This is a genomic window from Aquitalea palustris, assembly GCF_003693445.1.
Lineage (GTDB): Bacteria > Pseudomonadota > Gammaproteobacteria > Burkholderiales > Chromobacteriaceae > Aquitalea > Aquitalea palustris.
The window spans coordinates 1-25,051 of record NZ_RFAR01000078.1 but is presented as its reverse complement, the minus strand read 5'-3'; the positions used below and the strand labels follow the sequence as shown (position 1 = coordinate 25,051).

24 protein-coding genes are annotated in these 25,051 nt (G+C 62.5%); 4 read left to right on the top strand and 20 right to left on the bottom strand.

Features of this window, described 5'->3' with window-relative positions:
* Together EAY64_RS16975 and EAY64_RS16970 are read right to left on the bottom strand one after the other, a co-directional pair.
* Positions 1-1,787: PAS domain-containing protein (locus EAY64_RS16975; protein WP_122081966.1), on the bottom strand; the 1,787-nt coding region annotated here is incomplete at its 3' end.
* A 288-nt stretch (positions 1,788-2,075) separates the two neighbouring features.
* Positions 2,076-3,332 (bottom strand): DEAD/DEAH box helicase, encoded by a 1,257-nt coding sequence (locus EAY64_RS16970; RefSeq protein ID WP_199734477.1) that lies wholly within the window; start codon positions 3,330-3,332, stop codon positions 2,076-2,078.
* Positions 3,333-3,493: 161 nt separating this feature from the next.
* Between EAY64_RS16970 and hflX the strand changes: the two genes are divergently transcribed.
* Positions 3,494-4,882, top strand: coding sequence for a GTPase HflX (hflX, locus tag EAY64_RS16965; protein ID WP_103525923.1), 1,389 nt, complete (start codon positions 3,494-3,496; stop codon positions 4,880-4,882).
* Positions 4,883-4,971: 89 nt separating this feature from the next.
* On the opposite strand, the gene EAY64_RS16960 is transcribed toward hflX, so the two are convergent.
* The 15 genes from EAY64_RS16960 to EAY64_RS16890 all read right to left on the bottom strand — a co-directional run bounded on the left by EAY64_RS16960 (position 4,972) and on the right by EAY64_RS16890 (position 19,455).
* Complete coding sequence (locus tag EAY64_RS16960) at positions 4,972-5,778, bottom strand: TOBE domain-containing protein (RefSeq protein ID WP_103525922.1); 807 nt, start codon at positions 5,776-5,778, stop codon at positions 4,972-4,974.
* Positions 5,775-6,335 carry a nitrogen fixation protein NifQ gene (locus EAY64_RS16955; protein WP_103525921.1) on the bottom strand — a complete coding sequence of 187 codons (561 nt, stop codon included), beginning with the start codon at positions 6,333-6,335 and terminating at the stop codon, positions 5,775-5,777. The genes EAY64_RS16960 and EAY64_RS16955 overlap by 4 nt, the downstream gene beginning before the upstream one ends.
* Positions 6,328-7,035, bottom strand: coding sequence for an ATP-binding cassette domain-containing protein (locus tag EAY64_RS16950; protein WP_103525920.1), 708 nt, complete (start codon positions 7,033-7,035; stop codon positions 6,328-6,330). Before EAY64_RS16950 ends, EAY64_RS16955 begins: the two co-directional genes overlap by 8 nt.
* Position 7,036: 1 nt before the next feature.
* A complete protein-coding gene (modB, locus tag EAY64_RS16945; RefSeq protein ID WP_199734476.1) occupies positions 7,037-7,723 on the bottom strand; it encodes a molybdate ABC transporter permease subunit in 687 nt (228 codons plus the stop codon).
* 2 nt (positions 7,724-7,725) lie between these two features.
* Positions 7,726-8,475, bottom strand: a complete 750-nt coding sequence (modA, locus tag EAY64_RS16940) for a molybdate ABC transporter substrate-binding protein (RefSeq protein WP_103525918.1) — start codon at positions 8,473-8,475, stop codon at positions 7,726-7,728.
* A 176-nt stretch (positions 8,476-8,651) separates the two neighbouring features.
* A complete protein-coding gene (locus EAY64_RS16935; RefSeq protein ID WP_103525917.1) occupies positions 8,652-9,599 on the bottom strand; it encodes a carbohydrate kinase family protein in 948 nt (315 codons plus the stop codon).
* A 14-nt stretch (positions 9,600-9,613) separates the two neighbouring features.
* Positions 9,614-10,585 (bottom strand): transaldolase, encoded by a 972-nt coding sequence (tal, locus tag EAY64_RS16930; RefSeq protein WP_103525916.1) that lies wholly within the window; start codon positions 10,583-10,585, stop codon positions 9,614-9,616.
* A gap of 2 nt (positions 10,586-10,587) precedes the next feature.
* Positions 10,588-12,054, bottom strand: coding sequence for a xylulokinase (gene xylB, locus EAY64_RS16925; RefSeq protein WP_103525915.1), 1,467 nt, complete (start codon positions 12,052-12,054; stop codon positions 10,588-10,590).
* 25 nt (positions 12,055-12,079) lie between these two features.
* Entirely contained in the window at positions 12,080-13,471 is a 1,392-nt protein-coding gene (gene dalD, locus EAY64_RS16920) for a D-arabinitol 4-dehydrogenase (protein ID WP_103525914.1), read from the bottom strand.
* A 96-nt stretch (positions 13,472-13,567) separates the two neighbouring features.
* Entirely contained in the window at positions 13,568-14,677 is a 1,110-nt protein-coding gene (locus EAY64_RS16915) for an ABC transporter ATP-binding protein (protein WP_103525925.1), read from the bottom strand.
* Between the two features lie 37 nt (positions 14,678-14,714).
* A complete protein-coding gene (locus EAY64_RS16910; RefSeq protein ID WP_103525913.1) occupies positions 14,715-15,398 on the bottom strand; it encodes an HAD family hydrolase in 684 nt (227 codons plus the stop codon).
* A complete protein-coding gene (locus tag EAY64_RS16905; RefSeq protein WP_103525912.1) occupies positions 15,395-16,216 on the bottom strand; it encodes a carbohydrate ABC transporter permease in 822 nt (273 codons plus the stop codon). The genes EAY64_RS16910 and EAY64_RS16905 overlap by 4 nt, the downstream gene beginning before the upstream one ends.
* On the bottom strand, positions 16,213-17,166 hold the full coding sequence (locus tag EAY64_RS16900) for a carbohydrate ABC transporter permease (protein ID WP_103525911.1): 954 nt from the start codon (positions 17,164-17,166) through the stop codon (positions 16,213-16,215). The genes EAY64_RS16905 and EAY64_RS16900 overlap by 4 nt, the downstream gene beginning before the upstream one ends.
* Before the next feature lie 81 nt (positions 17,167-17,247).
* A complete protein-coding gene (locus EAY64_RS16895) occupies positions 17,248-18,579 on the bottom strand; it encodes an ABC transporter substrate-binding protein (protein WP_103525910.1) in 1,332 nt (443 codons plus the stop codon).
* A gap of 102 nt (positions 18,580-18,681) precedes the next feature.
* Entirely contained in the window at positions 18,682-19,455 is a 774-nt protein-coding gene (locus EAY64_RS16890) for an L-iditol 2-dehydrogenase (RefSeq protein WP_103525909.1), read from the bottom strand.
* A gap of 352 nt (positions 19,456-19,807) precedes the next feature.
* Here EAY64_RS16890 and EAY64_RS16885 point away from each other — a divergent pair, with 352 nt between their 5' ends.
* Entirely contained in the window at positions 19,808-20,761 is a 954-nt protein-coding gene (locus EAY64_RS16885; protein ID WP_103525908.1) for a sugar-binding transcriptional regulator, read from the top strand.
* Between the two features lie 155 nt (positions 20,762-20,916).
* Positions 20,917-21,678, top strand: a complete 762-nt coding sequence (locus EAY64_RS16880) for a dimethylarginine dimethylaminohydrolase family protein (protein WP_103525907.1) — start codon at positions 20,917-20,919, stop codon at positions 21,676-21,678.
* Positions 21,679-21,696: 18 nt separating this feature from the next.
* Here the strand turns inward: EAY64_RS16880 and EAY64_RS16875 are convergent, their stop codons facing one another.
* The gene (locus EAY64_RS16875) at positions 21,697-22,167 is read right to left on the bottom strand and encodes an Lrp/AsnC family transcriptional regulator (RefSeq protein WP_103525906.1); all 471 of its coding nucleotides are present in this window, start codon (positions 22,165-22,167) and stop codon (positions 21,697-21,699) included.
* Positions 22,168-22,356: 189 nt separating this feature from the next.
* On the opposite strand from EAY64_RS16875, the gene alaC reads away from it, so the two are divergent.
* The gene (gene alaC / locus EAY64_RS16870) at positions 22,357-23,562 is read left to right on the top strand and encodes an alanine transaminase (RefSeq protein ID WP_103525905.1); all 1,206 of its coding nucleotides are present in this window, start codon (positions 22,357-22,359) and stop codon (positions 23,560-23,562) included.
* A gap of 108 nt (positions 23,563-23,670) precedes the next feature.
* Here alaC and EAY64_RS16865 read toward each other — a convergent pair whose 3' ends face one another.
* Both EAY64_RS16865 and EAY64_RS16860 read right to left on the bottom strand, forming a co-directional pair.
* Positions 23,671-23,949 carry a putative hemolysin gene (locus EAY64_RS16865; RefSeq protein ID WP_103525924.1) on the bottom strand — a complete coding sequence of 93 codons (279 nt, stop codon included), beginning with the start codon at positions 23,947-23,949 and terminating at the stop codon, positions 23,671-23,673.
* Between the two features lie 163 nt (positions 23,950-24,112).
* Positions 24,113-24,580: an OmpA family protein gene (locus EAY64_RS16860; protein WP_158604717.1), complete on the bottom strand. Its 468-nt coding sequence runs from the start codon at positions 24,578-24,580 to the stop codon at positions 24,113-24,115.
* Positions 24,581-25,051: the final 471 nt, after the last annotated feature.

The following is a 25,051-nucleotide window of genomic DNA, read 5'->3' as shown; positions in this document are numbered from 1 at the left end:
ATCGGGGTGCGGATTTCATGGCTCATATTGGCCAGGAACTCGGCCTTGGCGCGGGTGGCGGCTTCTGCGCTGCGGCGAGCTTCACTGGCTTGCTGTTCGGCGGTTTTGAGCTCGCTGACATCGACGATGACACCGATCAGGCCGCCGGGCGAACCGTCCTGATGGCGAAAGCCGCTCACCGAGTACAGCAGGTGGTGTGATTTGCCATCGGCCAGTACCAGCTCCTCCGCACGGGATATCCGGCTGCCATTGGCAATGACGCTTTCGTCCTCCTGCTGGAAATGCTGGCGGTCGGCCAAAGGCAGGTATTCCAGATCCAGCACCCGCTTGCCGATGAAGTTGCGCCGCTCGATGCCGAAGGCCAGTTCGTAGGCCTGGTTGCAACCGATAAAGCGGGTATCCGCGCCCTTGTAGAAAATCGGATTGGGGATGACATCCAGCAAGGCCTCCACCAGTGCCACCTGGTGGAGCAGGGCAGAGGTGCGTTCGGACACTTTTTGTTCCAGCAGGATGCGGGATTGCTGCAGCTCGGTGGTGTTGGCCAGCAAACGCTGGCGCATGGCTTCCTGGGCGGCAGCCAGCTGGCGGACTTCCTGCCAGGGGGCATGCAGGGCTGTGGTGCAAACCGGGGCGGCCAGGTCGAGCTGGCCGATGCGCTCGCTTTCCCGGGTCAGCAATTGCAGCGGGCTGGCAAAGCGCCGGGCCATGCGCAGCGCCACCACGCCACCGCAGGCCAGCGCCGCCAGGGTAATCAATAACAGCAACAACAGATCGCGCGGCGTGAGCGGCAAAAAGGCGGCTTCCGGTGCCACCACGGCTATCCATAATGGCTGCTGGCCAAAGTGGGTAGGCTGGAACAGGCTGAACCAGTCCTGTCCGGCAGCCTGAAAGCGGCTGACCTGTCCCGGTTGCTGCTGGCGGCGCAGCCAGTGCTCGTAGCCATGCGACAGCGGGCTGTCGCCGAGGCTGGCCAGCGGCCGCATCAGCAAGGATGCCGTGCGCGGGCCCTCGGCATCAGGCAGGGCCAGTACCGTGCCCTGCTCGTCAAGCAAGGCCAGGGTTTGCTGCTGGGCGATGGGTAGCGCGTCGGCAAAGTGGGTGATGCTGCTGAGGTTGACGTCATGACCGATGATGAAATGGCTGCCGTCGGCCGCGGTCCAGCGGCTGGCAGCGGTAAGGCCGGTCTGATGGGTGGTATAGAAGATATATGGCTGGGTCCAGTGGATGTCATGATCGCTGCGCAGCGCCATGGCGCCCTTAAACCAGGGGCGCTGGCGGGCGTCGTAATCCTGCTGGCGGGTTTCGCTACGCAACAGCCGGCGCTGCTGGTCCCAGTAAAACCAGTAGGTGGTGCGCCCCCAGTGGAGCGGATCGCTCAGGCGATTGACCCAGCCGCCATCGGCCGTGCGCAACAGCAGGATTTCCCGACCTGATTGATGTGCCAGATTGACCGAGGCGATCTCGTGCTGGTTTTCGATGATGGGGAAAAAGAATTCATTGAAGCGCTGCAGCTGCTGGCGATCATCCTGCAGCCATTGGGTGTGGCTGTCCCACTGGCTGTTGCGGCCCCAGGCCTGACTGGTGCGCAAATTGGCATCGACCCTGTCGAGCAGACGCTGCATGCGTGAATCCAGTTGCTGGGCGGAAATCTGCATTTGCGATTGCGCCAGTTTATCCACGGTTGACTGGACGATCAGGTGATAGCAGCCAAGGGCGAAGACCACCAGGGACAGCAGGATCAGCCCGCACATGCGCAAGACCAGACTGCTGGCAAATGTCTTTTTCAATCAGCGCTCCAATGTGGATCGGGCTGGTGCTGTGCTGTTGCGGGCCTGTCGTGGCCAGACGGGCGTCAGGCGATTGCCTGCCTGGGGCCTGATGTTGGGTGTGGCGAGTTTAAGGCAAGTATCGTGATAGTAGCATGCGTCAAATGATTGACTCAATTGTCATGATTTATTCAAAAATACTTGGCCCATGCGGGGTGGCAGGCGGTTTGTGTCGCAGGTGGCTGGGCGTGTGCTGTGGGGCGATGGCACCGGCCTGCTGGAGCGCGGCAGGTGCATGCCAGCGACGTTTTACTCTTTGGCAGCGGCCGCGGCGGCGCGCAGCTTGTCTTTCTTGCTCATGCGTTTGCCCTTGATGCCGCCATTGCTATCGGGGTCGTGCCGGGCGGTGGGACTGTGGGCCTGGGGCGCGCTTGGTGCAAAGCCCTCAATCTGCTCGCGTGGCAGCTGTTGCTGCTGGCGTTTTTCGATCAGGCGGAAATGGGCAGCGTTGTCCGCAGAAACAAAGCTGATGGCAACACCGCTGGCCCCGGCCCGCCCGGTGCGGCCGATGCGATGGGTGTAGTCGACCACCGAGCGCGGCAGATCGTAATTGACCACCACCGGCAAGCCGGCAATGTCGATGCCACGGGCGGCCAGATCAGTGGCAATCAGCACTTGCAGCTGGCCGTTCTTGAGGTCGGCCAGTACCTGACCGCGCTGGCTCTGGCTGCACTCGCCATGCAAGGCCGCGGCCTTGATGCCGGCGCGCTGCAATTTGCCGGCCACGCGCTCGGTACTGTGGCGGCTGGCCACGAATACCAGTACCCGTTCCCAGTTTTCACTTTGCAGCAAATGACGCAGCAGCATGGTGCGGCGGTCAGCGTCCACCGCGATGACGCGTTGCCGGATGTCGGGTGCGCTGCTCTGGCTGAGCGGGATGTCGATGCGCTGCGGCTGTTTGAGCAAGGTTTCGGCCAGCTGGCGTAAGGCCGGCGGGAAGGTGGCGGAAAACAGCAGGTTTTGCCGGTACGGCGGCAGCAGCGCCAGCAACTGCTTGATTTCGTCAGCAAAACCCAGATCCAGCAGGCGGTCGGCTTCGTCCAGTACCAGGGTTTGCACGGCAGACAGCCGTAGCGCATTGTGCTGCAGCAAATCCAGCAAACGGCCTGGCGTGGCCACCACGAAGTCGGCCCCGCCGCGCAAGGCCATCATCTGCGGATTGATCGACACCCCGCCATAGACCACAACAATCTTGATGGCCTGCGGCAGCGTGGCGGCCAGCGCGCGCAGCGTGGCACCCACCTGCACCGCCAGTTCGCGCGTGGGCAGCAGGATCAGGTTTTGCGTCTGCCGTGGCGAACCGTGCTGGCCGGCCAGCCATTGCTGCAGCATGGGCAAGCAATAGGCGGCGGTTTTGCCCGAGCCGGTCTGGGCAGTGGCCAGCAGGTCGTGACCTTGCAGAATGGCCGGAATGGCTGCTTGCTGAATGGCGGTGGGCGCGGCATAGCCTTGTGCGCTGGCTGAGGCTAGCAAGGCGGGCTGCAGGCCCAGGGAGGTGAATGGCATGTGTGGAAAAAGCCCGGCAGAGGGTTGGGCGGCACCGCCGCCAGAGGCGCAGCAGTATCGTCCCGGCGGGCGGCAGGGTCAAGGCTGCTGTCGATCGCTGCGGCAGGGCGGGGCAATTGCGAGTAAGATCGGGGCTTGCCACCAAGTAAAGCAATCTGCACATGCAAACAGAAGTTAAAGAGAAGCCCAGATACGCCATCGTGGCGTCGGTCCAGCTGCCGGATGTCAGCGATGTCGAATTCGAGGCCTCGCTCACCGAACTGAGCGAGCTGGCCAAGACCCTGGGTTTCCAGGTGGTGCATACCTTTGTTCAAAAGCGTAACAGCTTCGACCGCACCGCCTACCTGGGCGTGGGCAAGCTGGAAGAAATCCACATGTTCGTCAATCGCGGCCTGCGCGCTGACGAACTGGAACATGCACCACCGCAGCTGGACCCCTCCGCCATCGAGATCGACGTCTTGCTGGTGGATCATGAAATCTCCCCCTCACAGGCACGCAATCTGGAACTGGCGGTTGGCTGCGAGGTGATGGACCGCACCATGGTCATCCTGGAGATTTTCCACCGCAATGCCCGCTCGCGTGCGGCGCGGGCCCAGGTGGAAATCGCCCGTCTGGGCTATATGGCACCGCGCCTGCGCGAAGCGGCCAAGCTGGCTGGCCCGCAAGGCCGCCAGCGTAGCGGCATGGGCGGCCGTGGTGCCGGTGAATCCCATACCGAGCTGGACCGGCGCAAGGTGCGTGACCGCATTGCCGAGCTGCAACGCGAAATCCTCGCCATGGAACTGGAACGCAAGACCCAGCGGGCGCGCCGGCTGGAGCGTCAGGGCCAGGGCCTGGCCGGTGTGTCGCTGGTGGGCTATACCAATGCTGGCAAATCCACGCTGATGCGGGCGCTGACCGGCAGCGAGGTGCTGGTGGCCAACAAGCTGTTTGCCACGCTGGACACCACGGTGCGCGCCATTTACCCGGAAAGCGTGCCGCGTGTGCTGGTAAGCGACACCGTCGGCTTCATCAAGAACCTGCCACACGGCCTGGTGGCCTCCTTCAAGTCCACGCTGGAAGAAGCGCTGGATGCGGCGCTGCTGTTGCATGTGATCGACGCCAGCGATCCGGGCTTTGAGCGCCAGCTGGAAGTGACCGATACCGTGCTGCAGGAAATCGGTGCCGATGAAGTGCCGCGCATTCGCGTGTTCAACAAGATCGACCATATCGGTGACGAAGCGGCCGAGGCCGCCTGGACCGCCGAGCTGCAACAGCGCTATCCCGGTTGCGTGGTGATGAGTGCGCGCCGGCCGGCCGAAGTTGCCGCCTTGCGCGAGCGCATCGTGTCCTTCTTCCAGCAGGATCTGGTCGAAGACGAAGTGCTGCTGCCGTGGTCGGCCCAGCAACTGCGCGGAGAAATTTACAGCCAGTGCCAGGTACTGGAAGAACGTGCCGAGGAAGAAGGCAGCTGGTTCCGCGTACGTGGTGAGCCAGAGCAACTGCGCCGGCTGCACGAGCAGCTGAACCCCGGCTCGCAAGGCCGGGAGAAGGAATACTGGGAAGTCTGACCCCCGGCCCGTCGTCCCATAAAAAACGCCATCCTTGCCGGATGGCGTTTTTTTATGCACTCACGACCGATGCTTGATCTGCAGCCAGCTTAGCCCGGCACCCCCAATATCACGCTGGAAGCCTTGAAGATGGCGCAAGCCGGGCTGCCCAGTTGCAGGCCCAGCTCGCTGGCGCTGGTATTGGTGATGATGGCGGCGATGCTGCTGCCGGGGGCCAGCTCGATCACCACTTCGGTATTCACCGCGCCAGGCTGTAGCCGGCTGACCGTGCCGGGCAGCTGGTTGCGGGCCGACAGCCGCATGCCATCCTGGCCGCAACCAACGATGACCGACGACGCCTTGATCAGGGCAAAGGCGGTGACGCCCGGAGCCAGCCCCAGGCTTTCGGTACTGTCATGGGTGACCACGGCCACCAGCCGCAGGCCATCAGCCACTTCCAGTTCGACTTCATCATTGACCGCGCCGGTGCGGATGGCCGCAACCTTGCCCAGAAACTGGTTGCGTGCACTGGTTTTCATGCTCATGCCTTTCAATAGCAGCAGATCGTCCGCCATGCTGCCGGCCTGACGCTGCAGATTACGCAGAAACTGTTGATGTTCCTGCGCGATGATCTGGTAATTGGCCACCAGCTGCCGGCCACGCGCGGTCAGCCGGGTACCGCCGCCGCCCTTGCCACCTGACAGGCGCTCTACCAGCGGCTCGCCAGCCAGATTGTTCATGTGGTCGATGGCATCCCAGGCCGCCTTGTAACTGATGCCGGTGGTGCGGGCGGCCTGAGTGATGGAGCCGCTGCCGTCTATCTGTGCCAGCAAGGCCAGCTGCTGCGGGCTGCCGAACTTCTCGCCGGCCATGCTCAGCCATAGTGCACCTTGCAGGGTGATGTCCTGTGGCTTCATGTCTGCTGCTCCGGCAGGGCTGGCAGGCAGGCTGCGTGTTCGTGACAGCGCCCGCACTCCGGCGGCTTGAGCCCGGCCTGGCCCAGCAGCTCGCCCAGTTCGGCATACAAAAAACGCTTCCACTTGATGTCGGCCTGATTGCGCGCATACAGCGGATACAGGTAGTACTGCAGCAGCAGGCTTACCTCATGCCGGCCTGTCAGTCCCATGTCCTGCCACAGGTGCCGGCTGCCCAGGCTGGCCACGGCCACCACATGGGCCAGCCAGCTGCCGTGCTGCGGGTTCTCCGCCGCCGAACGGTTGGCCAGCAGCATGTCCAGCAGTGCGCTGTGCAATGGTGGCTGCTGGGATAGCAGCAGCTGGTATTGTGCGTCGCTCAGTGCTTCCTGCTGGCCCAGTTCTGGCGCGCAGGTGGCCAGCACCTCCCGCAGATCTGGCTGCGGCAGTCCCAGCGTCCAGGCATAGAGGGGGAGCTCGCCATCCTGCGCATTGCGCAGCACGCCAAGCACGGCTCGGGTCAGCAGGCGGAAGGCGCGCTGCTGCTGGAAGTCATCCATGGGAAGTCTCCGTCAGGCCGGCCGGCGGCTCGACCAGCCGGCCATCCTGCAGGTATAGGGTTTGCTGGCCAAAGGCCTGCACGTCGGCGGCATCGTGGGTGATCAGCAGCATGGGAATGGACAGGCGCTGCAGCAGGTCGGCCAGCTCGCTGCGCAATTGCTGGCGCAGCGCCGGGTCCAGTGCCGAGAACGGTTCGTCCAGCAGCAGGGCGCGTGGCTCGGCCACCAGTGCGCGAGCCAGTGCGGTGCGCTGGCGCTGGCCACCGGACAAGGTGGCTGGCAGCTGGTCGGCCAGTGTGCCCAGGCCAAAGGCTTCCAGCCAATAGTCCACTGCCGCCAGCTGACGGCGGCGTCCGGGGTTGAGCCAGCCGCGCTGCAGGCCGAAGCCGATGTTCTGGCGCACCGTCAGGTGGGGAAACAGCGCGTAGTCCTGAAACAGATAGCCCAGCTGTCTTTGCTGCGGGCTGAGGCAAATGCCCCGTGTGCTGTCGAACAGACAGCGGCCATCCAGCCGGATATGGCCGGCATCCGGCCGGTTCAGCCCGGCAATCGCCTTGAGCAACATGCTCTTGCCGGCACCGGACGGGCCATAAACCACCAGTTGCTGGCAACTGCTTTGCAATGCGATGTCCAGCGAAAAGCTGCGCGTGCCGCTGCGCAGGGTGTGGCGGATGGCCAGATCGAAGCGGGGTGTTGTCATGTCAGCGCTCCGCCACCCGGCCCGGAGCCAGCTTGCCGGCCAGCAGCAATACCAGCACGCAGACCAGCGAAGTCACCAGCACCAGCCGGTTGGCACTATCGTCCTGCCCGGCTTGCACCGCTTCGTAAATGGCTACCGACAGGGTCTGGGTTTTGCCGGGAATGCTGCCGGCCACCATCAAGGTTGCGCCGAACTCACCCAGGGCGCGGGCAAAGGCCAGCAGCAAGCCGGCCAGAATGCCGCGCCAGGCCAAGGGCAGGGTGATGCGAAAGAAAATGCCGATTTCGGAAATGCCCAGCACGCGGCCGGCCTGCTCCAGCTGGCCGTCCACCGCTTCAAATGCTGCTCTTGCCGGTTTGTACACCAGGGGGAAAGCCACCAGCGCGGCGGCAATCACCGCGCCTTGCCAGGTGAAAATCAGGTTGATGCCGAAGTGTTGGTCTAGCCAGCCGCCCAGCGGGCCACGCCGGCCCAGCAGGGTCAGCAGGTAGTAGCCCAGCACGGTGGGTGGCATCACCATGGGCAGGGTCAGCAGGGTGTCCAGCAGATTGCGGCCGGGGAAACGGCCACGCGCCAGCAGCAGGCCTACGCCCACCCCCAACAGCAGATTAAGCAGGGTGGCGCAGCCGGCTACCCGCAGTGACAGGCCAAGTGCGGTCCAGGCCGGGTCAGTCATCCAGTCAGCCATGGTCAGGGCTTGTGGAAACCGTAGCGGCCCAGCACCGCTTGTGCGGCTGGCGACAGCAGGTAATTGACAAAGCGTTGTGCCTCGGCGGCGTTGCTGCTGGCGGCCGTGCGGGCTACCGGGTAGGAAATGACTTCATCCAGCGGCACGCTGAAGGCGATTTTCACCTTGTCCGGCATGATGGCGGCGTCGGTCTGGTAGACAAAGCCGGCCTCCACCTCGCCACGGGCAACATAATCCAGCGACTGGCGCACATTCTGGGTATTGATGGCCTTGGCCTCCACCGCCGGCCACAGGCGGGCGTTTTCCAGCGCACGCTTGGCGTAGCGGCCCACCGGCACACTGGCCGGCACGCCAATGGCCACATGCTTGATGCCGGCTTGCTGCAAGTCACTTAACTGTTGCAGTTTCAGCTTGCTGTCGGCAGGGGTGATCAGCACCAGCGCATTGCGGGCAAAGTCCTTGCGGTCTGCACTATTCACCAGCTTCTGCTTTACCGCACTGTCCATGGTTTCCTGATCGGCCGAGGCAAACACATCCACCGGAGCACCCTTGGCAATTTGCTGCAGCAGCGCACCGGATGCGGCGAAATTGAAATTGATCTTGCTGCCGGGATTTTGCGCTTCAAAGCCGTGGGCAATCTCCTTGAAGGCGTTGGTCAGACTGGCGGCGGCTGAAACGGTGATTTCACCGGCCAGGGTATGGCCTGCCAGCAGCATGCTGCACAGGGAAAGGGCGATCAGCCTTGCTTTCATTGCGGGCTCCGGTTTGCGAGTGAGTTCGTAATATACCCGGATATATAACGCTACGAAATAATCCTTCTGGGGAATGGGCAAGCGGCTGTAATCGCTAGCGGTGATTGGCGAGGTCTTGTGGTGTGGCAGGGAAAAAGCCCGAGCAGCATAAGCTGAGCGGGCTTGCTGACAGCGTGTCAGGCGGGTAGTAGCTCTGCACGTCGCGGCAAATCCGGGCCACGGCGCGAGCAGGTGATGGCGGCAGCGCGGATGGCAAATTGCAGCAGACTGTCGATCTCATCCCGGCTCAGCCGGGCCAGTGCCGCCGGACTGGCCAGACCCTGTTCGGCCAGATAACACAGCAAGGCGGCCTGAAAGGTATCGCCAGCGCCCACGCTGTCCACCACATCTACCGGCTGTGCCGGGAGCGACCATTCACCATGCTGTGGGCTGAATACCGTCACCCCTTCGCCGCCACGGGTCAGGATCAGCAGGCTGCACTGCCCGCCCAGCCAGCGACGGGCAGCTTCTTCCACCGGCAGGTCCGGGTAGAGCAGCTGCAGGTCTTCGTCGCTGACCTTGATGAGATGGGCGTGATTTGCGTGAAAATCCAGCACACTCCGCCAGCGGTCCAGATCCGGCTCCACGTTCAGCCGGATATTCGGGTCCAGGCTGATCAGCCGTTTTGCGCTTTCCCGCGCCACCAGCTGTTGCAGGCTGTCGCCGGTAGGGTGGCTGACCAGGGCATAGGAGCCGACATGAATGCCCTGTACCGCAGCGTCCAGCGGTGGCAGGTCGGCCAGGCTCAGGCTGGCTTCCGGCGCCTTGCTGCCATAAAAACTGTATTGCGGCTTGCCTGCGGCATCCACGCCCACCAGCGCCAGCGTGGTAGGCAGGTCGCGTCGTTGCAGATGGTGGCAATCCACCCCTTCCTGTTGCAGCACGGATAGTAACTGTCGGCCCAGGAAATCCTGTGAAACGCCGCTGAACAGGGCAGCGCGCTGACCCAGCCGCGCCAGCCCGATGGCGACATTGAAGGGCGAGCCGCCCGGTACCGCCTGATAACGCAGTTGTGGCCAGCAGTCGGCACTGGCCGGCTGGTCGACAAAAAAGTCGAACAGCGCTTCTCCACAAACCAGAAACATGGTGTTCTCCTGATTTAGTCGCTAGGCAGGGCTTGCAGCCACTGCGCCAGTTTTTCGGTATCGGCGGCAAACAGGCGGATGCCTTCGGCCAGCTTTTCCGTTGCCATCGCGTCTTCATTCAGTGCAAAGCGGATGCGGCTTTCGTCGATGGCATCGTCCAGCAGGCGGGCGGGCAGGGTGTCGTCGCCCAGGTCCATGTCAGCATGCAGTTGTGGCGGTAACACCCCGTCGGCCTGTTGCAGCTGTTGCAGCAAATCCGGGCTGATGGTGAGCAGGTCGCAGCCAGCCAATGCCAGAATCTGCCCGGTGGAGCGGAAGCTGGCGCCCATCACCTCGGTGGCAAAGCCATGCTGGCGCAGCAGGGCGTAAATGCGCCGTACCGAACGCACGCCGGGGTCGTTGACGCCAGCATGGGCGGCTTCGTCCCAGCTGGCCCCGGCGGTTTTCTTGTACCAGTCATAAATGCGGCCGACGAAGGGTGAAATCAGGCGCACGCCAGCGCGGGCACAGGCGGCAGCCTGAATCGGGGCAAACAGCAGGGTGAGGTTGCAGTGGATGCCGTCACGCTGCAGCGCCGCTGCCGCCTGAATGCCTTCCCAGGTGGCGGCTATCTTGATCAGCACGCGGGAGCTGTCCACTCCGGCCGCCTGATACAAGGCAATCAGCTGGCGCGCCTTGGCCTCGGTGGCGGCGCGGTCGAAGGACAGGCGCGCATCCACTTCGGTAGATACCCGGCCCGGCACGCTGTCCAGAATGCGCAGGCCAAAGGCAATCAGCAGCGCGTCGATCTGCTGATCCATGGGTAACTGGCGCTTGTCGGCCAGTGTGTCCAGCACCAGTTGGCGATAAGCCGCTTGCTGCGCTGCCTTGAGAATCAAGGAAGGGTTGGTGGTGGCGTCCTGCGGGGCGTACTGGCGGATCAGCTGAAAGTCGCCGGTGTCGGCCACCACGGTGGTGTACTGCTTGAGTTGTGCCAGCAAATTCATGCTCAGGCCTCTTGCTGCGGAGCCGGTCGGCTCCGGTAAATGTCACGGAATAATTGCAGGCGTGTTTGCAGTGCCTGATGGCGAGTAGCATCCGGCTGATACACGGCCTGCACCGGCGGCCGGGTACATACGCTGGAAATGTCACCGCCAGCGGCCAGCCAGCCCAGCCGGGCTGCGCCCAGTGCACCACCGGCCTCGCTGCCCACGTGGGTGAGGATGTCCAGTTGCAGCGCATCCGCCAGCAATTGCGCCCAGAACGGGCTGCGTGCGCCGCCGCCAACCAGTGACAGGCTGCTGACGGCAGTGCCGGCAGCGCGCAGCGCGTCCAGCCCATCCACCATGCCGAAACTGACACCTTCCAGTACCGCATAGCCCAGTGCGGCACGGTCGTGCGCCTGGGTCAGGCCCCAGAACACGCCGGGGGCGAAGGGGTCGTTATGCGGGGTGCGCTCGCCGGACAGATAGGGCAGGAATACCGGCGCACTGGCACGGGCCTCGTCCGGCATGGCTTCGATTTCCTGCAGCAGGCTGGCTTCGTCCACGCTGGTGAGCTTGCAGAACCAGCGCAGGCAGCTGGCCGCAGCCAGCATCACGCTCATCTGGTTCCAGCGGCCGGGCAGCGCATGGCAAAAGGTATGCAAGGCCGAGGCCGGATTGGGGCGGAAGCTGTCGTCCACCACAAACATCACACCGGACGTACCCAGCGACAAAAAACCATCACCCGGTTCCACTGCGCCAATGCCCACCGCGCTGGCCGCACCATCACCGGCTCCCCCGGCCACGATGACGCCATCACCCAGCCCCCAGGCAGCGGCCACTTCCGGTAACAGCGTGCCGGCGGCTTGCAGGCCTTCCACCAGTTGTGGCATTTGTTCACGGCGCATGCCGGAGGCGGCGAGCAATTCATCCGACCAGTCACGCCGGGCCACATCCAGCCACAAGGTGCCGGAGGCATCCGAGGTATCGCACAGCTTGGCCCCGGTCATGCGCAGGCGCAGATAGTCCTTGGGCAGCAGCACGGTGGCGATGGCGGCAAACAGTTTTGGCTCGTGGCGAGCCACCCACAACAGCTTGGGCGCGGTAAAGCCCGGCATGGCCAGGTTCCCCGCCAGTTGATGCAGGCGCGGTGCGGCAGCGGTCAGCGCCTGGCATTCGGCCACGCTGCGCAAGTCATTCCACAGAATGGCCGGGCGCAATACCTGGTTTTGCGCATCCAGCAGCACTGCACCATGCATCTGGCCGGACAGGCCGATGGCACGCACATGGGCAAAAGCCGCGCCGGCCTTGTCACGCAGCTTGGCAATGGCAAGCCCGGTGGCCTGCCACCAGTCTTCCGGCTGCTGCTCGGACCAGCCAGGCCGTGGCCGCGACACGCTCAGGCTTTCGCCCGCCACGGCCAGCAGGCCGCCAGCCTCATCCAGCAGGACTACCTTGACTTCCGAGGTGCCCAGATCAATTCCAAGATACATCGCTCTCTCCAGCGGATTATCCGAATCAGCCCGCCTGCATGCTGGCCAGCCACTGGTCCACCTGTTGCAGTGCCGCGCGCAGCGGCGTTTCCAGTTGAGTGGTGCCAGCCAGGCTACCCCACAGCATGGGGTCGGCGCAGAAGGCGGCTACCGGGTCGGCGGCGGACAGCATCTGGCGGCAGGCTGCGGCGTCCATGATACCGTCCTGATAGGCGTATGGCAGCGTATTGGCTTGCCAGCGTTGCAGGAAGCGGAAGAACAGCGCCGGCAGCACGCAGCTGGCTGTCGGTACGGTGCCGCGTGCTACGCATTGCTGCAGGGTGGGCGCGATGAAGCCCGGTACTTTGGAAAAACCGTCAGCGGCCACGCGCTGGTTGCTGTCGCGGATATGCGGATTGCCAAAGCGCTCCAGCACGGTGTCGCGGTAGCTGGCCAGGTTCAGCGGGCTGGGGCTCAGGCAGGGGATGACATCCTGGGTGACGTAATCAAACGCCATCTGGCGGATGGACGGTACGGCCGTGCTTTCATCAATGCTGGACAGGCCGATCAAGGTTCCGGCCCAGGCAATGCAGCTATGGCTGGCGTTGAGGATACGGATTTTGGCTTCTTCGTAGGGTAAAACCGATGTCACCATTTCCACGCCAACAGCCTCCAGCGCCGGGCGACCGGCAATGAAGTTGTCTTCCACCACCCACTGGATGAAGGATTCGCCCATGATGGCGCAGGGGTCGTGCTTGCCGGTGGCTGCGGCTACCCGGGCAATCACCTCTGGCGTGGGGCGCGGGGTGATGCGATCCACCATGCAGTTGGGGCTGCTGCTATGGCTGTCCACCCAGGCGAGCAAATCCGTTTCGCCACGCAGTTGCAGAAACTGCTTCAGCCCGCTGTGAAAGCGCTCGCCGTTATGGCGCAGGTTGTCGCAGTTGAGCAGGGTGACTGGTGCACCGCTATCCGCCATGCGGGTGCGCAAAATGGCCGCGATGGCGCCATAGATGGTGTTAAGGCCGCCTTGCAGGTCGGCCGCCAGGTCGGCATTGGCGGTGTCCAGCTGCAAGTGCTGGTCCAGGTAATAGCCGCCTTCGGTCACGGTGAAGGAAATTACCCGCGTGTTGCTGTCCGCCCCTGCGGCAATCAGCGCACTCAGCTGGGCATCCCAGGGAATGACCGCCTGAATGGCGTGGATTTCTTCATAACGATGCTCACCAGCCGGGGAGATGGTTTCCAGCGTATACACGCCGTTTTGGGCGGCCAGTTGCTCCAGTAGCGGCGACATGTCGGCGCGGATATTGCCCAGCGCCAGCCGCCAGGCGGGCTGGCCTTGTTTGGCCAGTTGGTCCAGATACCAGGCCTGATGGGCGCGATGGAAGGAACCGGCACCGATGTGCAGCCAGCCGGGCTGTTGTTGGGATGAAGTCATGATCTGTGCTTCCTGTGTTTGGCTTGGTCCGGGCGCAGCCGTCCCCGCGCCCTTGCCGGACAGGCAAGGGCGGTGCAGGGGCTGCAATGCTTGAAATCAGTGTTGCGTCGGCGGTGTGGTGCGCGGCATGGCCTCGCCCTGGCTGTCGAACAGGTGGCAGTGGTGCGGCTTGATGGAGAAGCCGATCTGGCTGCCATCGGCCACTTCCAGTGTGTCCGGGATGCGGCTGATCAAGGGTTCTTCGGCACTGGCGGAGGCGGCATAGATATAGGAGAAGTCACCCAGGCCCTCCACCGTGCTGACGGTGGCCTTGATGACCGGATGGTCGCTGTCCAGTTGCAGGTATTCCGGCCGCACGCCAATGCAGACCTTGTCACCGGGCTGGATGCCACGCGCAGCCACGCACACCTGTTGCAGGCCGCCGTTGTTGATCTGCACGGTGACGGTTTCAGCATCGATGGCGCTGACGGTGCCGTCGATGAAGTTCATCTTGGGCGAGCCGATAAAGCCCGCCACAAAGCGGTTGGCCGGGTGGTGGTACAGGGTTTTCGGGCTGCCCACCTGTTCGATGCGCCCGGCGGACAGCACCACGATCTTGTCGGCCAGCGTCATGGCTTCCACCTGGTCGTGGGTGACGTAGATCATGGTGGTTTTCAGGTCCTGGTGCAGACGGGAAAACTCCAGCCGCATTTTTACCCGCAGCGCGGCGTCCAGATTGGACAGCGGTTCGTCAAACAGGAAAACCTTGGGCTCGCGGGTGATGGCGCGGCCAATGGCTACCCGCTGGCGCTGGCCGCCGGACAGGGCCTTGGGTTTGCGGTCCAGCAGGTGGTCGATATGCAGGATGCTGGCTGCCTTGCGCACGGCTGCGTCGATTTCGCTTTTGGATTTGCCCGCCAGCTTCAGGCCGAAGGCCATATTGTCGTACAGCGACATATGCGGATAGAGCGCATAGGACTGGAACACCATGGCGATGCCGCGCTTGGCCGGTGGCACGGTGTTCATGCGGTCGTCGCCAATCAGCAAATCGCCGCCGCTGATGTCTTCCAGCCCGGCAATCATGCGCAGCAGGGTGGATTTGCCGCAGCCGCTGGGGCCGACAAACACCACGAATTCTCCATCCTGAATGTCCAGATTGATGTCGCGCATCACTTCCGGGTTGTCGCCATAGCGCTTGCTGACATTACGCAGGTTGACGCTTGCCATATTCATTCTCCTCGGGCGGCTGGGGTCGCCGCTTTTGTCATTGTTGGTGGTGTTGGCGCAGCAGGGCCACCAGCTCGGGCAGGCGCTGCATGTCATCAAAAGTAGTGCAGGCACCGCAGGCCAGCAGCTTGTCGGCCTGACCGTCGGCCACATGCCCGGCACCGGTAAAACCCAGCACCGTCATGCCGGCTGCCACGGCAGCGCGCACGCCGGTGACGCTGTCTTCCACCACCAGGCAGTGCTGCGGCGCCACGCCAAAGGCCTGGCTGGCGGCCAGATACAGCGCCGGGTCCGGTTTGGCGGCGCCCACTTCGTCGGCACAAAACACGCGGTTTTCAAACAGCGGGGCCAGGCCAGTCTGGTCCAGCGCAGCACGTACCCGATGCCCGGCACTATTGCTGACCACCGCCCGCGGCAGCGGCACGGCGGCCATGGCGGCGGCTACGCCGGGTATCAATTGCAGGCGCTCGGCTACTTCGCCTTCCACCGTGTCACGCAGGCGCTCGATGTCTGTCGCAGACAAAGATAGCGGATGGTGGCGGGCGATGTCGGCCAGCAGGGCATCCAGCGTCAGCCCCAGTCGGGGCAGGATGGCGGCGGCCACGTCGATGCCGGGCAGGCTGGTGGCCAGTTCGCGCTGCAACACTTCGAAGGCGATGGCTTCGGTGTCCAGCAGCACGCCGTCGCAGTCGCTGATCAGATGGGTGAAGGTCTGGCTCACTTGACCGCTCCAAAGGTAAGGCCGCGTACCAGCTGCTTTTGCGCCAGCCAGCCCAGCACCATGATGGGCGCGACGGCCAGTAGCGAAGCGGCAGACAGCTTGGCCCAGAACAAGCCCTCCGGGCTGGAGTAGGAGGCAATGAACACTGTCAGCGGCGCGGCATGCGAGCTGGACAGGTTGATACTCCAGAAAGCCTCGTTCCAGGACAGGATCAACAACAGCAGGCCGGTGGAAGCCAGGCCTGGCAAGGACATCGGCAACAGCAGGTGGAAGATTTCCTGCCAGGTATTGGCACCGTCAATACGCGCGGCTTCCAGGATTTCCTTCGGTACTTCGCAGAAGTAGGTAAAGGCCATCCACACCGCGATGGGCAGGTTGATCAGGGTATAGATGATGATCAGCCCGCTGACGGTATCCAGCAGCCCGCTGTTCTTCCACAGCAGGTAGACCGGCAGCAGCACACCCACCGACGGCATCATCTTGGTGGACATCATCCACAGCAGGATTTTCTGGGTACGCGGCCCGGGGAAGAAGGCCATGCTGTAGGCGGCCGGAATGGCCAGCAGCAGGCTGAGCAGGGTGACACCCAGCGAGATGGCGATGGAGTTGCCGGCAAAGGACAGGTAGTCGCTGCGGGCAAACACCTCGCGGAAGCTTTGCAGCGTGGGCTGGAAAATCACGCTCAACTGGTAGGCCTGCTCCTCGGTCTTGAAGGAGGTAATCATCATCCAGAAGATGGGGAAGAACACCAGGATGGCCAGGCTCCAGGCCACGGCAGTGGTGATGCCATAACGCAGGCGGCTGTGGGCGACGCTCATTGCTCGTTCTCCCCTTTGAGGTTGCTGGCCAGCATGCGCACCAGGAACACCGACACGATATTGGCCAGTACCACGGCCAGAATGCCGCCGGTGGACGCCATGCCCACGTCAAACTGTTGCAGGCCCATGGAGTAGATCAAAAAGGACAGGGTGGTGGTGGCCGTACCCGGACCGCCCGCCGTGGTGGTGTAGATTTCGGCAAAAATCGACAGCAAAAAGATGGTTTCAATCATCACCACCACGCCGATGGCACGCTTGAGGTGGGGCAGCACGATGTAAAAGAACATGGAGAAGGGGCCGGCACCGTCAATCTGCGCCGCTTCCTTTTGTTCCGGGTCCAGTGACTGGATGGCGGTGAGCAGAATCAGGAAGGCAAACGGCAGCCATTGCCAGCTGACAATCATGATGATGGAAAACATCGGGTACTGGCCCAGCCAGTCAACCGGCTGCAAGCCCAGCGCATGCATGGCAGCGGCCAGCAGGCCGTATACCGGGTGCAGCAGCATGTTCTTCCAGATCAGCGCACTGACCGTGGGCATGACAAAGAAGGGGGCAATCACCAGCAGGCGGGCAATGCCACGGCCAAAGAATTCCTGGTCGAACAACACCGCCAGCAATACGCCGCCAACAACAGAAATCAGCAGCACCGACCCGGTCAGCAGCAGGGTGTTGGCGATGGATGGCAGGAAGGACGGGTCGCTCCACAAGAAGCGGTAGTTATCCAGCCCGACAAAGCCGGATTCGTCCGGGCTGAGCAGGTTGTAACGGGTGACCGAGAAATAGATGGTCATCAGCAGTGGCACCACCGACCACAGCAACAGGCTGATGACGGCAGGGGACAGCAGCCAGCGCTGGGTCCAGACGGATTTGCGCGCATGCCTGGCTGTGCTTGCAGCATGTGGCCTGCCGCTATCAACAGCGGGCAGTGCCTCGCGAGTGGGTGAATTCATCAATACTGCTCCAGCAAACGGGTAAGACGGGCAGGGTGAATCAGGCAGGGGGATGGGGCCGCCTGCCTGATCATCAAGCACTTACTTCTGGTAACCACCTTGCACCACGGCGCGGTTGGCAGCGGCCTGACCGGCCTTCAGTGCTGCATCCACGGTGGTGTTGCCAGCCAGCGCCCCGGAGATGGACTGACCCACCACGGTGCCGAAGGACTGGAATTCCGGAATGCCAACAAACTGGATGCCGCTATACGGCACTTTCTTCAGCGTGGCATCGGTGGGGTTGGCCGACTGGATGGCATTCAGCACAAAGCTGGCAAACGGGGCGGCCTTCTGGTATTCCGGCTGCTTGTAGGTGGAAATGCGGGTGCCCGGCGGGACGGAAGTCCAGCCCAGGTCCTTGGCCACCAGCTTGATGTAGTCCTTGGAAGTGGCCCACTGCACAAACTGCTTGGCGGCGGCTTCCTGACGGGACGACTTGGGAATGGCCAGCGACCACGACCACAACCAGCTGCTGCCCTTGGGCGTTACGCCTGTGGGGGCCATGGCAAAGCCCACCTTGTCGGCTACTTGCGATTCCTTGGGGTTGAACAGCATGCCAGCTGCCACGGTGGCGTCGATCCACATGCCGCACTTGCCGCTGGCAAACAGCGTCAGGTTTTCGTTAAAGCCGTTGGTGCTGGCGCCGGGCGGGCCGTATTTCTGCAACAGGTCCACATAGAAGCCGACCGATTTTTTCCATTCCGGGCTGTCGATGGTGGGATGCCATTTTTCATCAAACCAGCGGCCACCATTGGTGTTGATCAGGGTGGACAGGAAGGCCATGTTCTCGCCCCAGCCAGCCTTGCCACGCAGGCAGATGCCATACACCCCGCCTTTTTCCTTCAGCGCCTTGGCGTAGTCGGCAATCTGGGTGTAGGTCGGTTTCTCCGGCATGGTGAGGCCCAGCTTGCTGAACAGGTCCTTGCGGTAGAAAGTCATCGAGCTTTCCACGTAGAACGGCAAGGCGTACAGCTTGCCGCCGTAGGACAGGCCGTCACGTGCGGTTTTCACCACATCGTTGAGGTCGTAGTCGGCCGACAGCTTGTCCATCGGGTAGAGCCAGCCCTTCTTGGCCCAGATCGGTGCTTCGTAAGTGCCAATCATCATCACGTCGAACTTGCCGCTATTGGTGGCGATGTCGGTGGTGACGCGCTGACGCAGCACGTTTTCTTCCAGCACCACCCAGTTGAGCTTGATGTCGGGGTTTTGCTGCTCGAAGGCCGGGGCCAGTTTCTTTAGTTCGATCATGTCCGGGTTGTTGAGCGCGGCAATGGTCAGCGTAGTGGCCGCGCTGGCGGACAAGGACGCCAGGGCCAGGCTGCCGGCAAGCACGATGCGGCGCAGCGGGGAAGATGGCTGGGTTGGCTGATGCATGATGTCTGTCTCCTCTTTATTTTTTCAGTACAGCAAGGTTGCACTACAGCGGGTTAATGTCCGCAAGCGGACGGGAAAATCAGCATGGCCGGGCGCGAGGGCTCAGCTCATCCAGTTGCCACCGTCCACGTTCAGTGTCTGGGCGGTGATGTAATCGGAATCGGCCGAAGCCAGGAATAGGGCGGCACCGGTCAGGTCTTCTGGCAGGCCCATTCGGCCCAGCGGCACGGCTTCGCCCACCAGACGTTTTTTATCGCCGGGCTGGCGGCCTTCGTAGCGGGCAAACAGTGCGTCGACATCCTTCCACATCGGGGTATCCACCACGCCGGGGGCGATGCCGTTGACATTGATGCCATGCGGAGCCAGTGCCAGGGCGGCAGACTGGGTATAGCTGATGACGGCCGCCTTGGTGGCGCAGTAATGGGCCACCAGCGCTTCGCCACGGCGACCAGCCTGGGAGGACAGGTTGATGATCTTGCCGCCACGGCCTTGTTCCACCATCTGCCGTGCCACGGCTTGCAGCAGGAAGAACATGCCCTTGACGTTTACTGCAAACAGCCGGTCGAAGCTGTCCCAGGATTCGTCCAGCAAGGGGTGCATGTCGAAGATGGCTGCGTTGTTGTAGAGGATGTCGATGCTGCCAAAGCGCTCTACGGCGCTGCTGACGATGGCAGCAATGTCTTCACGCCGGGTAACGTCGGCTTGCAGCAAGGCCACGCGTTGTGGGTGTTCCTGTTGCAATGCCTGGAGTTCGTCGTTGAGTTTCAGGTCCACCAGCAGGCAGCTGGCACCTTCTTGCAGGTAGCGGCGGGCGACGGCAATGCCGATGCCGCTGGCGGCCCCGGTGAGGATGGCCGTCTTGTGGGCGAGTTTCACTGTGTTGTCTCCGTTGCAGGCTTGATTGTTTGCTGTTAGAGCAAATGCCCTTGTTGTGGGCAAATATTCGATAATTTGAAATTTACTGTCAAGCGCTTTTTGCAAAAGCCGGCAGATGCTGCATAGCATCATGATTTGTCGGGATTTTTTGCTGCGTTGCACATAAAGGCTGGCAGGCGCGGCAGGCTTGAAATGTGCGGGCGCAGGGCCGCGCGTTCCCGTTTGTTGCATTGCATGCCGTTAGCCAGGAAGTTGCCAGGGCCTTACGCAGTGCTTGACGCCGGGGGCGGTGGCGGTGGTACAACGCCAGACAGTGAGGGCTAGGCCCGACAGGAAAACGGCAGGAGGGGACATGGCCAGACAACAGGACAAGCTGGACCAGGCAGCGCGCGCTGCCTGGCTGTATTACGTGGCAGGCAAGAACCAGAACGAGGTGGCCGAGCAGCTGAATGTGTCGCGCCAGGTGGCGCAACGCCTGCTGGCCTCGGCGGTGGAAAACGGGCTGGTCAAGGTGTCGGTGCAGCACCCGGTGGCCGATTGCCTGGAGCTGGCGGCTGCCTTGCAGGCGCGCTTTGGCCTGGCCTTGTGCGAGGTGGTGCCGCACGACCAGGACTCGCCCGCCGAGCTGCAACACAAGCTGGCGGTGGCCGGCGCACAAATCTTCCAGCGCTATCTCACCCAGGACAAGCCCATGGTGGTGGAGCTGGGCTCGGGGCGCACTCTGAAAGCCATCATCGACGAACTGCCGGCACTGGATTGCCCGCAGCATCGGCTGGTGTCGCTGATTGGCACCATTGCCCATGATGGCTCGTCCAACCGCTACGACGTGGCCTTGCCGGCTTCGCAAAAAACCCAGAGCAAATACTTTCTGCTGCCCGCGCCGCTGTATGCCGATAGCGCGGAAGACCGTGCACAGTGGTGTAATCACCGCCTGTATCGCGTGGTGGAGCAGCTGGCACAGCAGGCGGATGTGGCTTTCATCGGCATCGGCACCATCGGCGAAGGCTGCGCCTTGCAGGAAGATGGCTTCCTGGAACAGCAAGAGATCCATGCGCTGGTGGCGCAGAATGCGGTGGCGGAAATCATTGGCCGGCCCATCGACAGCCAGGGCCGGCTGGTGCAAACCAATATCCAGCAGCGGGTCACCAGCTTGCCCTTGCCGTGCCCGCCGCCAAGGCCGGTGATTGCCTTTGCCGGCGGCGAAAGCAAGGCTGCCGCCATTCTGGCCGTGCTGCGCGGCCAGTGGTTGTCCGGACTGGTTACCGATGAGGCGTGTGCCAGGCAGATACTGGACAGGTCTGCATGAAGGCTGCGCTCGGCTGCGTTCGTCGCCATGACAGCGCAAACCGGCTGTGAGCGGCCGCTAGAACGACCGTTCTGACTGCAGCGGGCTGCCTAGAATGGTGGGCAGGACGACAGGCCTTGCCCGTCGTGTTTGCTGACTCTAGCGGAAAGCCTGCCATGTACTTTACCCATGCCATTACCCGTCTGCCTGCCGATTCCGTTGCTCATGGCCTGACCACGGCCAGCCTGGGGGCGCCTGACCCGGCGCTGACCCGGCAGCAGTTCCGTGAATATATCGACATCCTGCTACAGCTGGGACTGACCGTGACCACGCTGCCGGCCTTGCCCGACTACCCGGACGCGCATTTTGTCGAAGACGTGGCTGTGCTGATGCCGGAGCTGGCCATCATCACCAATCCGGGCGCGCCATCGCGCCGTGGTGAAATCCACAGCATCGCCCCGCTGGTTTCGCGCTTTCGTCATGCGGTGTGGCTGGGGGAGGGCGCGCGTATGGATGGTGGCGATGTGCTGATGGTGGACAAGCGTTTTTTTATCGGGCTGTCCAGCCGCACCAACGAAGCGGGTATCAGCCAGTTTGCCGCAGCGGTGGAGAAATTTGGCTATAGCGTGCAGGCAGTGCCGGTCGGGGCGGGGCTGCACCTGAAATCCATCGTCAACTATGTGGGGCGAAATACGCTGATTTTGTCGGAAGATACTGTGAATAACCCGGCATTCAGCGGCTTTGCACAAATCGTGCTCAGCCCGCAGGAGGAATATGCCGGCAATACCCTGTGGATCAACGACACGCTGATCACTCCCAGCGGCTATCCGCACACGCTGCGCCAGTTGCAGGCACTGGGCCTGCCCATCATCCAGACTGACACCAGCGAAATCCGCAAGATGGATGGCGGTTTGACCTGCCTGTCATTGCGTTTCTGACCATGAGTACCCGCCGGCTCAGGGCTGTGCCATTCCGTCGCGCTTGATCTGCTGCAATTCGGTGGTGGTAAGGATTTTTTCGATGCGAAACGCCGTGCTGGCCAGCCAGGCATCGGCCAGTTGGCGGTATTCGTCGATGTGCTGGCAGCCGATGCGCAGCAGAAAATCCACCGTCCCGCTCACCATCCAGCCATCCTGCACTTGCGGGGTGCGCTGGATTTCAGCAATGAAGGCTTGCTGGGATACCAGATGGTCGGCCAGCGTCACCTGCGCCAGAATCACCAGTGGCGGTGTGCTGCGTGGCAGCTCGACAATGGCGCTGTAACCCTTGATGATGCCGGCCTTTTCCAGACGGCGCACCCTTTCCAGGCAAGGGCGGGGGGTCAGGTTTACCTGCTCGGACAGCCGCTGAAAAGGCAGGCGGCCATCCCGCTGCAGTACTTCCAGGATTTTCAGGTCGATGCGGTCAAGACTGGGCTTGTGATCCATGTTTCCTGTTTTCGCGATGCCCGGCGTGCTGGGGCAAGGCTTGTGATTGGAGCGGCCCGCCCCGGCCTTGTCAAGCCGGCCTGCCGTCAAAAAATGCTTGTGCCATGCAGCATCCGGTTTTACGATGAGCCTGCCCCTACATGGGCAACGTCGCTCGGACGGTTCCGGGCGCTTACGTGAAAGGTTCACATGGCTTCCTCTGCAGGCAAGCGCCGCTTTGCGCGCATCGATCGTCTCCCTCCCTACGTCTTCAATATCACCGCCGAACTGAAACTGGCCGCCAGACAGCGCGGCGAGGACATCATCGACCTGAGCATGGGCAATCCCGATGGCGCCACGCCACCGCACATTGTTGCCAAGCTCAACGAAGTGTCGCAGCGCCCGGATACCCACGGTTATTCCGCCTCCAAGGGCATTCCGCGCCTGCGTCGCGCCATTTCGCGCTGGTACAAGGACCGCTACCAAGTCGACATCGACCCCAATAGCGAGGCGATTGTCACCATCGGCTCCAAGGAGGGCCTGGCCCACCTGATGCTGGCCACGCTGGATGGCGGCGATACCGTGCTGGTGCCGGACCCCAGCTATCCGATTCACATCTACGGTGCGGTGATTGCCGGGGCGCAGATCCGTTCGGTACCGCTGGTACCGGGCATCGATTTTTTTGCCGAGCTGGAAAAAGCCATCCGTGGTAGCTATCCCAAGCCCAAGATGATGGTGCTGGGCTTCCCGTCGAATCCCACTGCGCAGTGCGTGGAGCTGGATTTCTTCGAAAAGGTGATCGCGCTGGCCAAGAAGCACGACATCTTCGTGGTGCACGACCTGGCCTATGCCGACATCGTGTTCGATGGCTGGAAGGCGCCGTCCATCATGCAGGTGCCGGGGGCCAAGGATATTGCGGTGGAGTTCTTCACCCTCAGCAAGAGCTATAACATGGCCGGCTGGCGCATCGGCTTCATGGTGGGCAATCCCGACCTGGTGGCCGCGCTGGCACGCATGAAGAGCTACCACGATTACGGTACTTTCACCCCGCTGCAAGTGGCCGCGATTGCCGCGCTGGAAGGCGACCAGCAGTGCGTGCGTGAAATTGCCGAAAAATACCAGCAGCGCCGCGACGTGCTGGTGAAAGGGCTGAACGAGATCGGCTGGCAGGTGGAGTGCCCCAAGGCCTCGATGTATATCTGGGCGCGTATTCCGGAAAAATGGCGCGAGCTGGGCTCGCTGGAATTTGCCCGCCTGCTGCTGGAGCAGGCCAAGGTGTGCGTGTCGCCCGGTATCGGCTTTGGTGACCAGGGCGATGAGTACGTGCGTTTTGCGCTGATCGAGAACGAAGCACGCATCCGTCAGGCGCTGCGTGGCATCAAGGCCATGTTCAAGGAAGCGCTGCCAGCAGCCTGAGCGGCCATGATGAACAAGCGGGCCGGCATATTGCCGGCCCGCTTTTTTTGCAAGATGTCATGCGCCAGTGCGCGGTGGCAGCCGGCTTGTCGCCGGCGCAAGGGTATGTCAGGGCTGTGGCGGCTGGTGTTGTTGCCGGAACAGCGTCCATTCCTCGACTACCCGGCCATCCGCCAGCTGGCACAGGGAATATTCATTCCCGGCATTGTCTTTTTGCGGTAGCAAGTGGCCGCCCTGCTGGATGCAGTACACCGAAGCGGGGTTGGCCATGCCCACCATGGGCGGAGCCGGTGTGCTTGGTGTGCCGCCTGGCGTGCTGGCACAGGCGGCCAGTAACAGGCAGGGCAAGATGAGGACGGTGTAGCGCGGGCGGATAAGGGCGGACATGCTGGCTCCATGGATGCTTGCGGCAATGCTGCCAGTATAGCGCCAGCAGGCTGAGCGCGGCCCCTTGTGATTCGCCTGCAGCAAAACAAATGCAGCAAAAACAAAGCCGGATGCGCACTGCGCTCCGGCTTTTTCTGTCAGGCCCGAGGGCAGGCCTGCCGGATTACTTGCTGGCGATCTGCACGCCGTGCTGCTTCTTGTCGGTATTGATACGAAGGGTGATGCGCTTGGCAGATACGCCGGAGGCCACCAGGAAGTCGCGGACTTCAACCGCACGGGCGTGTGCCAGTGCTTTGGCCTTGTTCGAGCTGCCACGGTAGCAATAGCCACGCAGGGTGATCTTCTTCATGGCCTGGATGCTGCTGATCTGGCGCAGGATCTGCCCCTTGCCCACCGGGTCCAGCGTGCTGTCGCCTGCAGCAAAAGGGATAAAGCCGGGGGCTGCCGCCATATTGGCGTCGATCTTCTGGTTCAGTGCCGCCTGGGCTGCGCTGGCAGCATCGGTGGTGGCCAGGGTGGCGCTCGGTTTATTGATGGCATTGCTGCCGGTGCTGGCGGCTTGCTGGGGGGTGGTGCTGGAACAGGCTGCCAGGGTAGTGGCAAGGAGACAGCAAAGCAGAAGACGTTTCATTGTGTTTATTCCGTGTGGAAGTGGGGGCGTTGCCGGGCATGCTTGGAAGCGGCCTGAATCGATACCACGAACAGCATGGATCAAAGCAGTCCGACATGACGACGTTATTAAAGTTCGCACTGGTGGAGCAGGGCCCATTCCTTAGGGATAACGCACAGCCATGAAATCGGATGACAACGAGATGGTCCGGCCTGCCGGTCATCATCGGCAGTCACCACATTGCGCTGGCCAATGGCGACTGGGCTGGGGGCACAACAAGCTGCATTGCTCGCTATGTGTTTGCGGCGTGGCGGCTTGTGCTGTTTGCAGAACTGTCTGGAAGGTGATGGCAGATGCCATCCCCGGCTTGCTGAATAAGTAACGCAGTTTTCCTTGTTTCCACTGGCAAGGCCGGCCGATTACAGTAAGAGCGGCGAACAAAATAGCGTAGCGCCCCTGGGGCAAGGCGCGCCGACGCAGACAGTACACTGC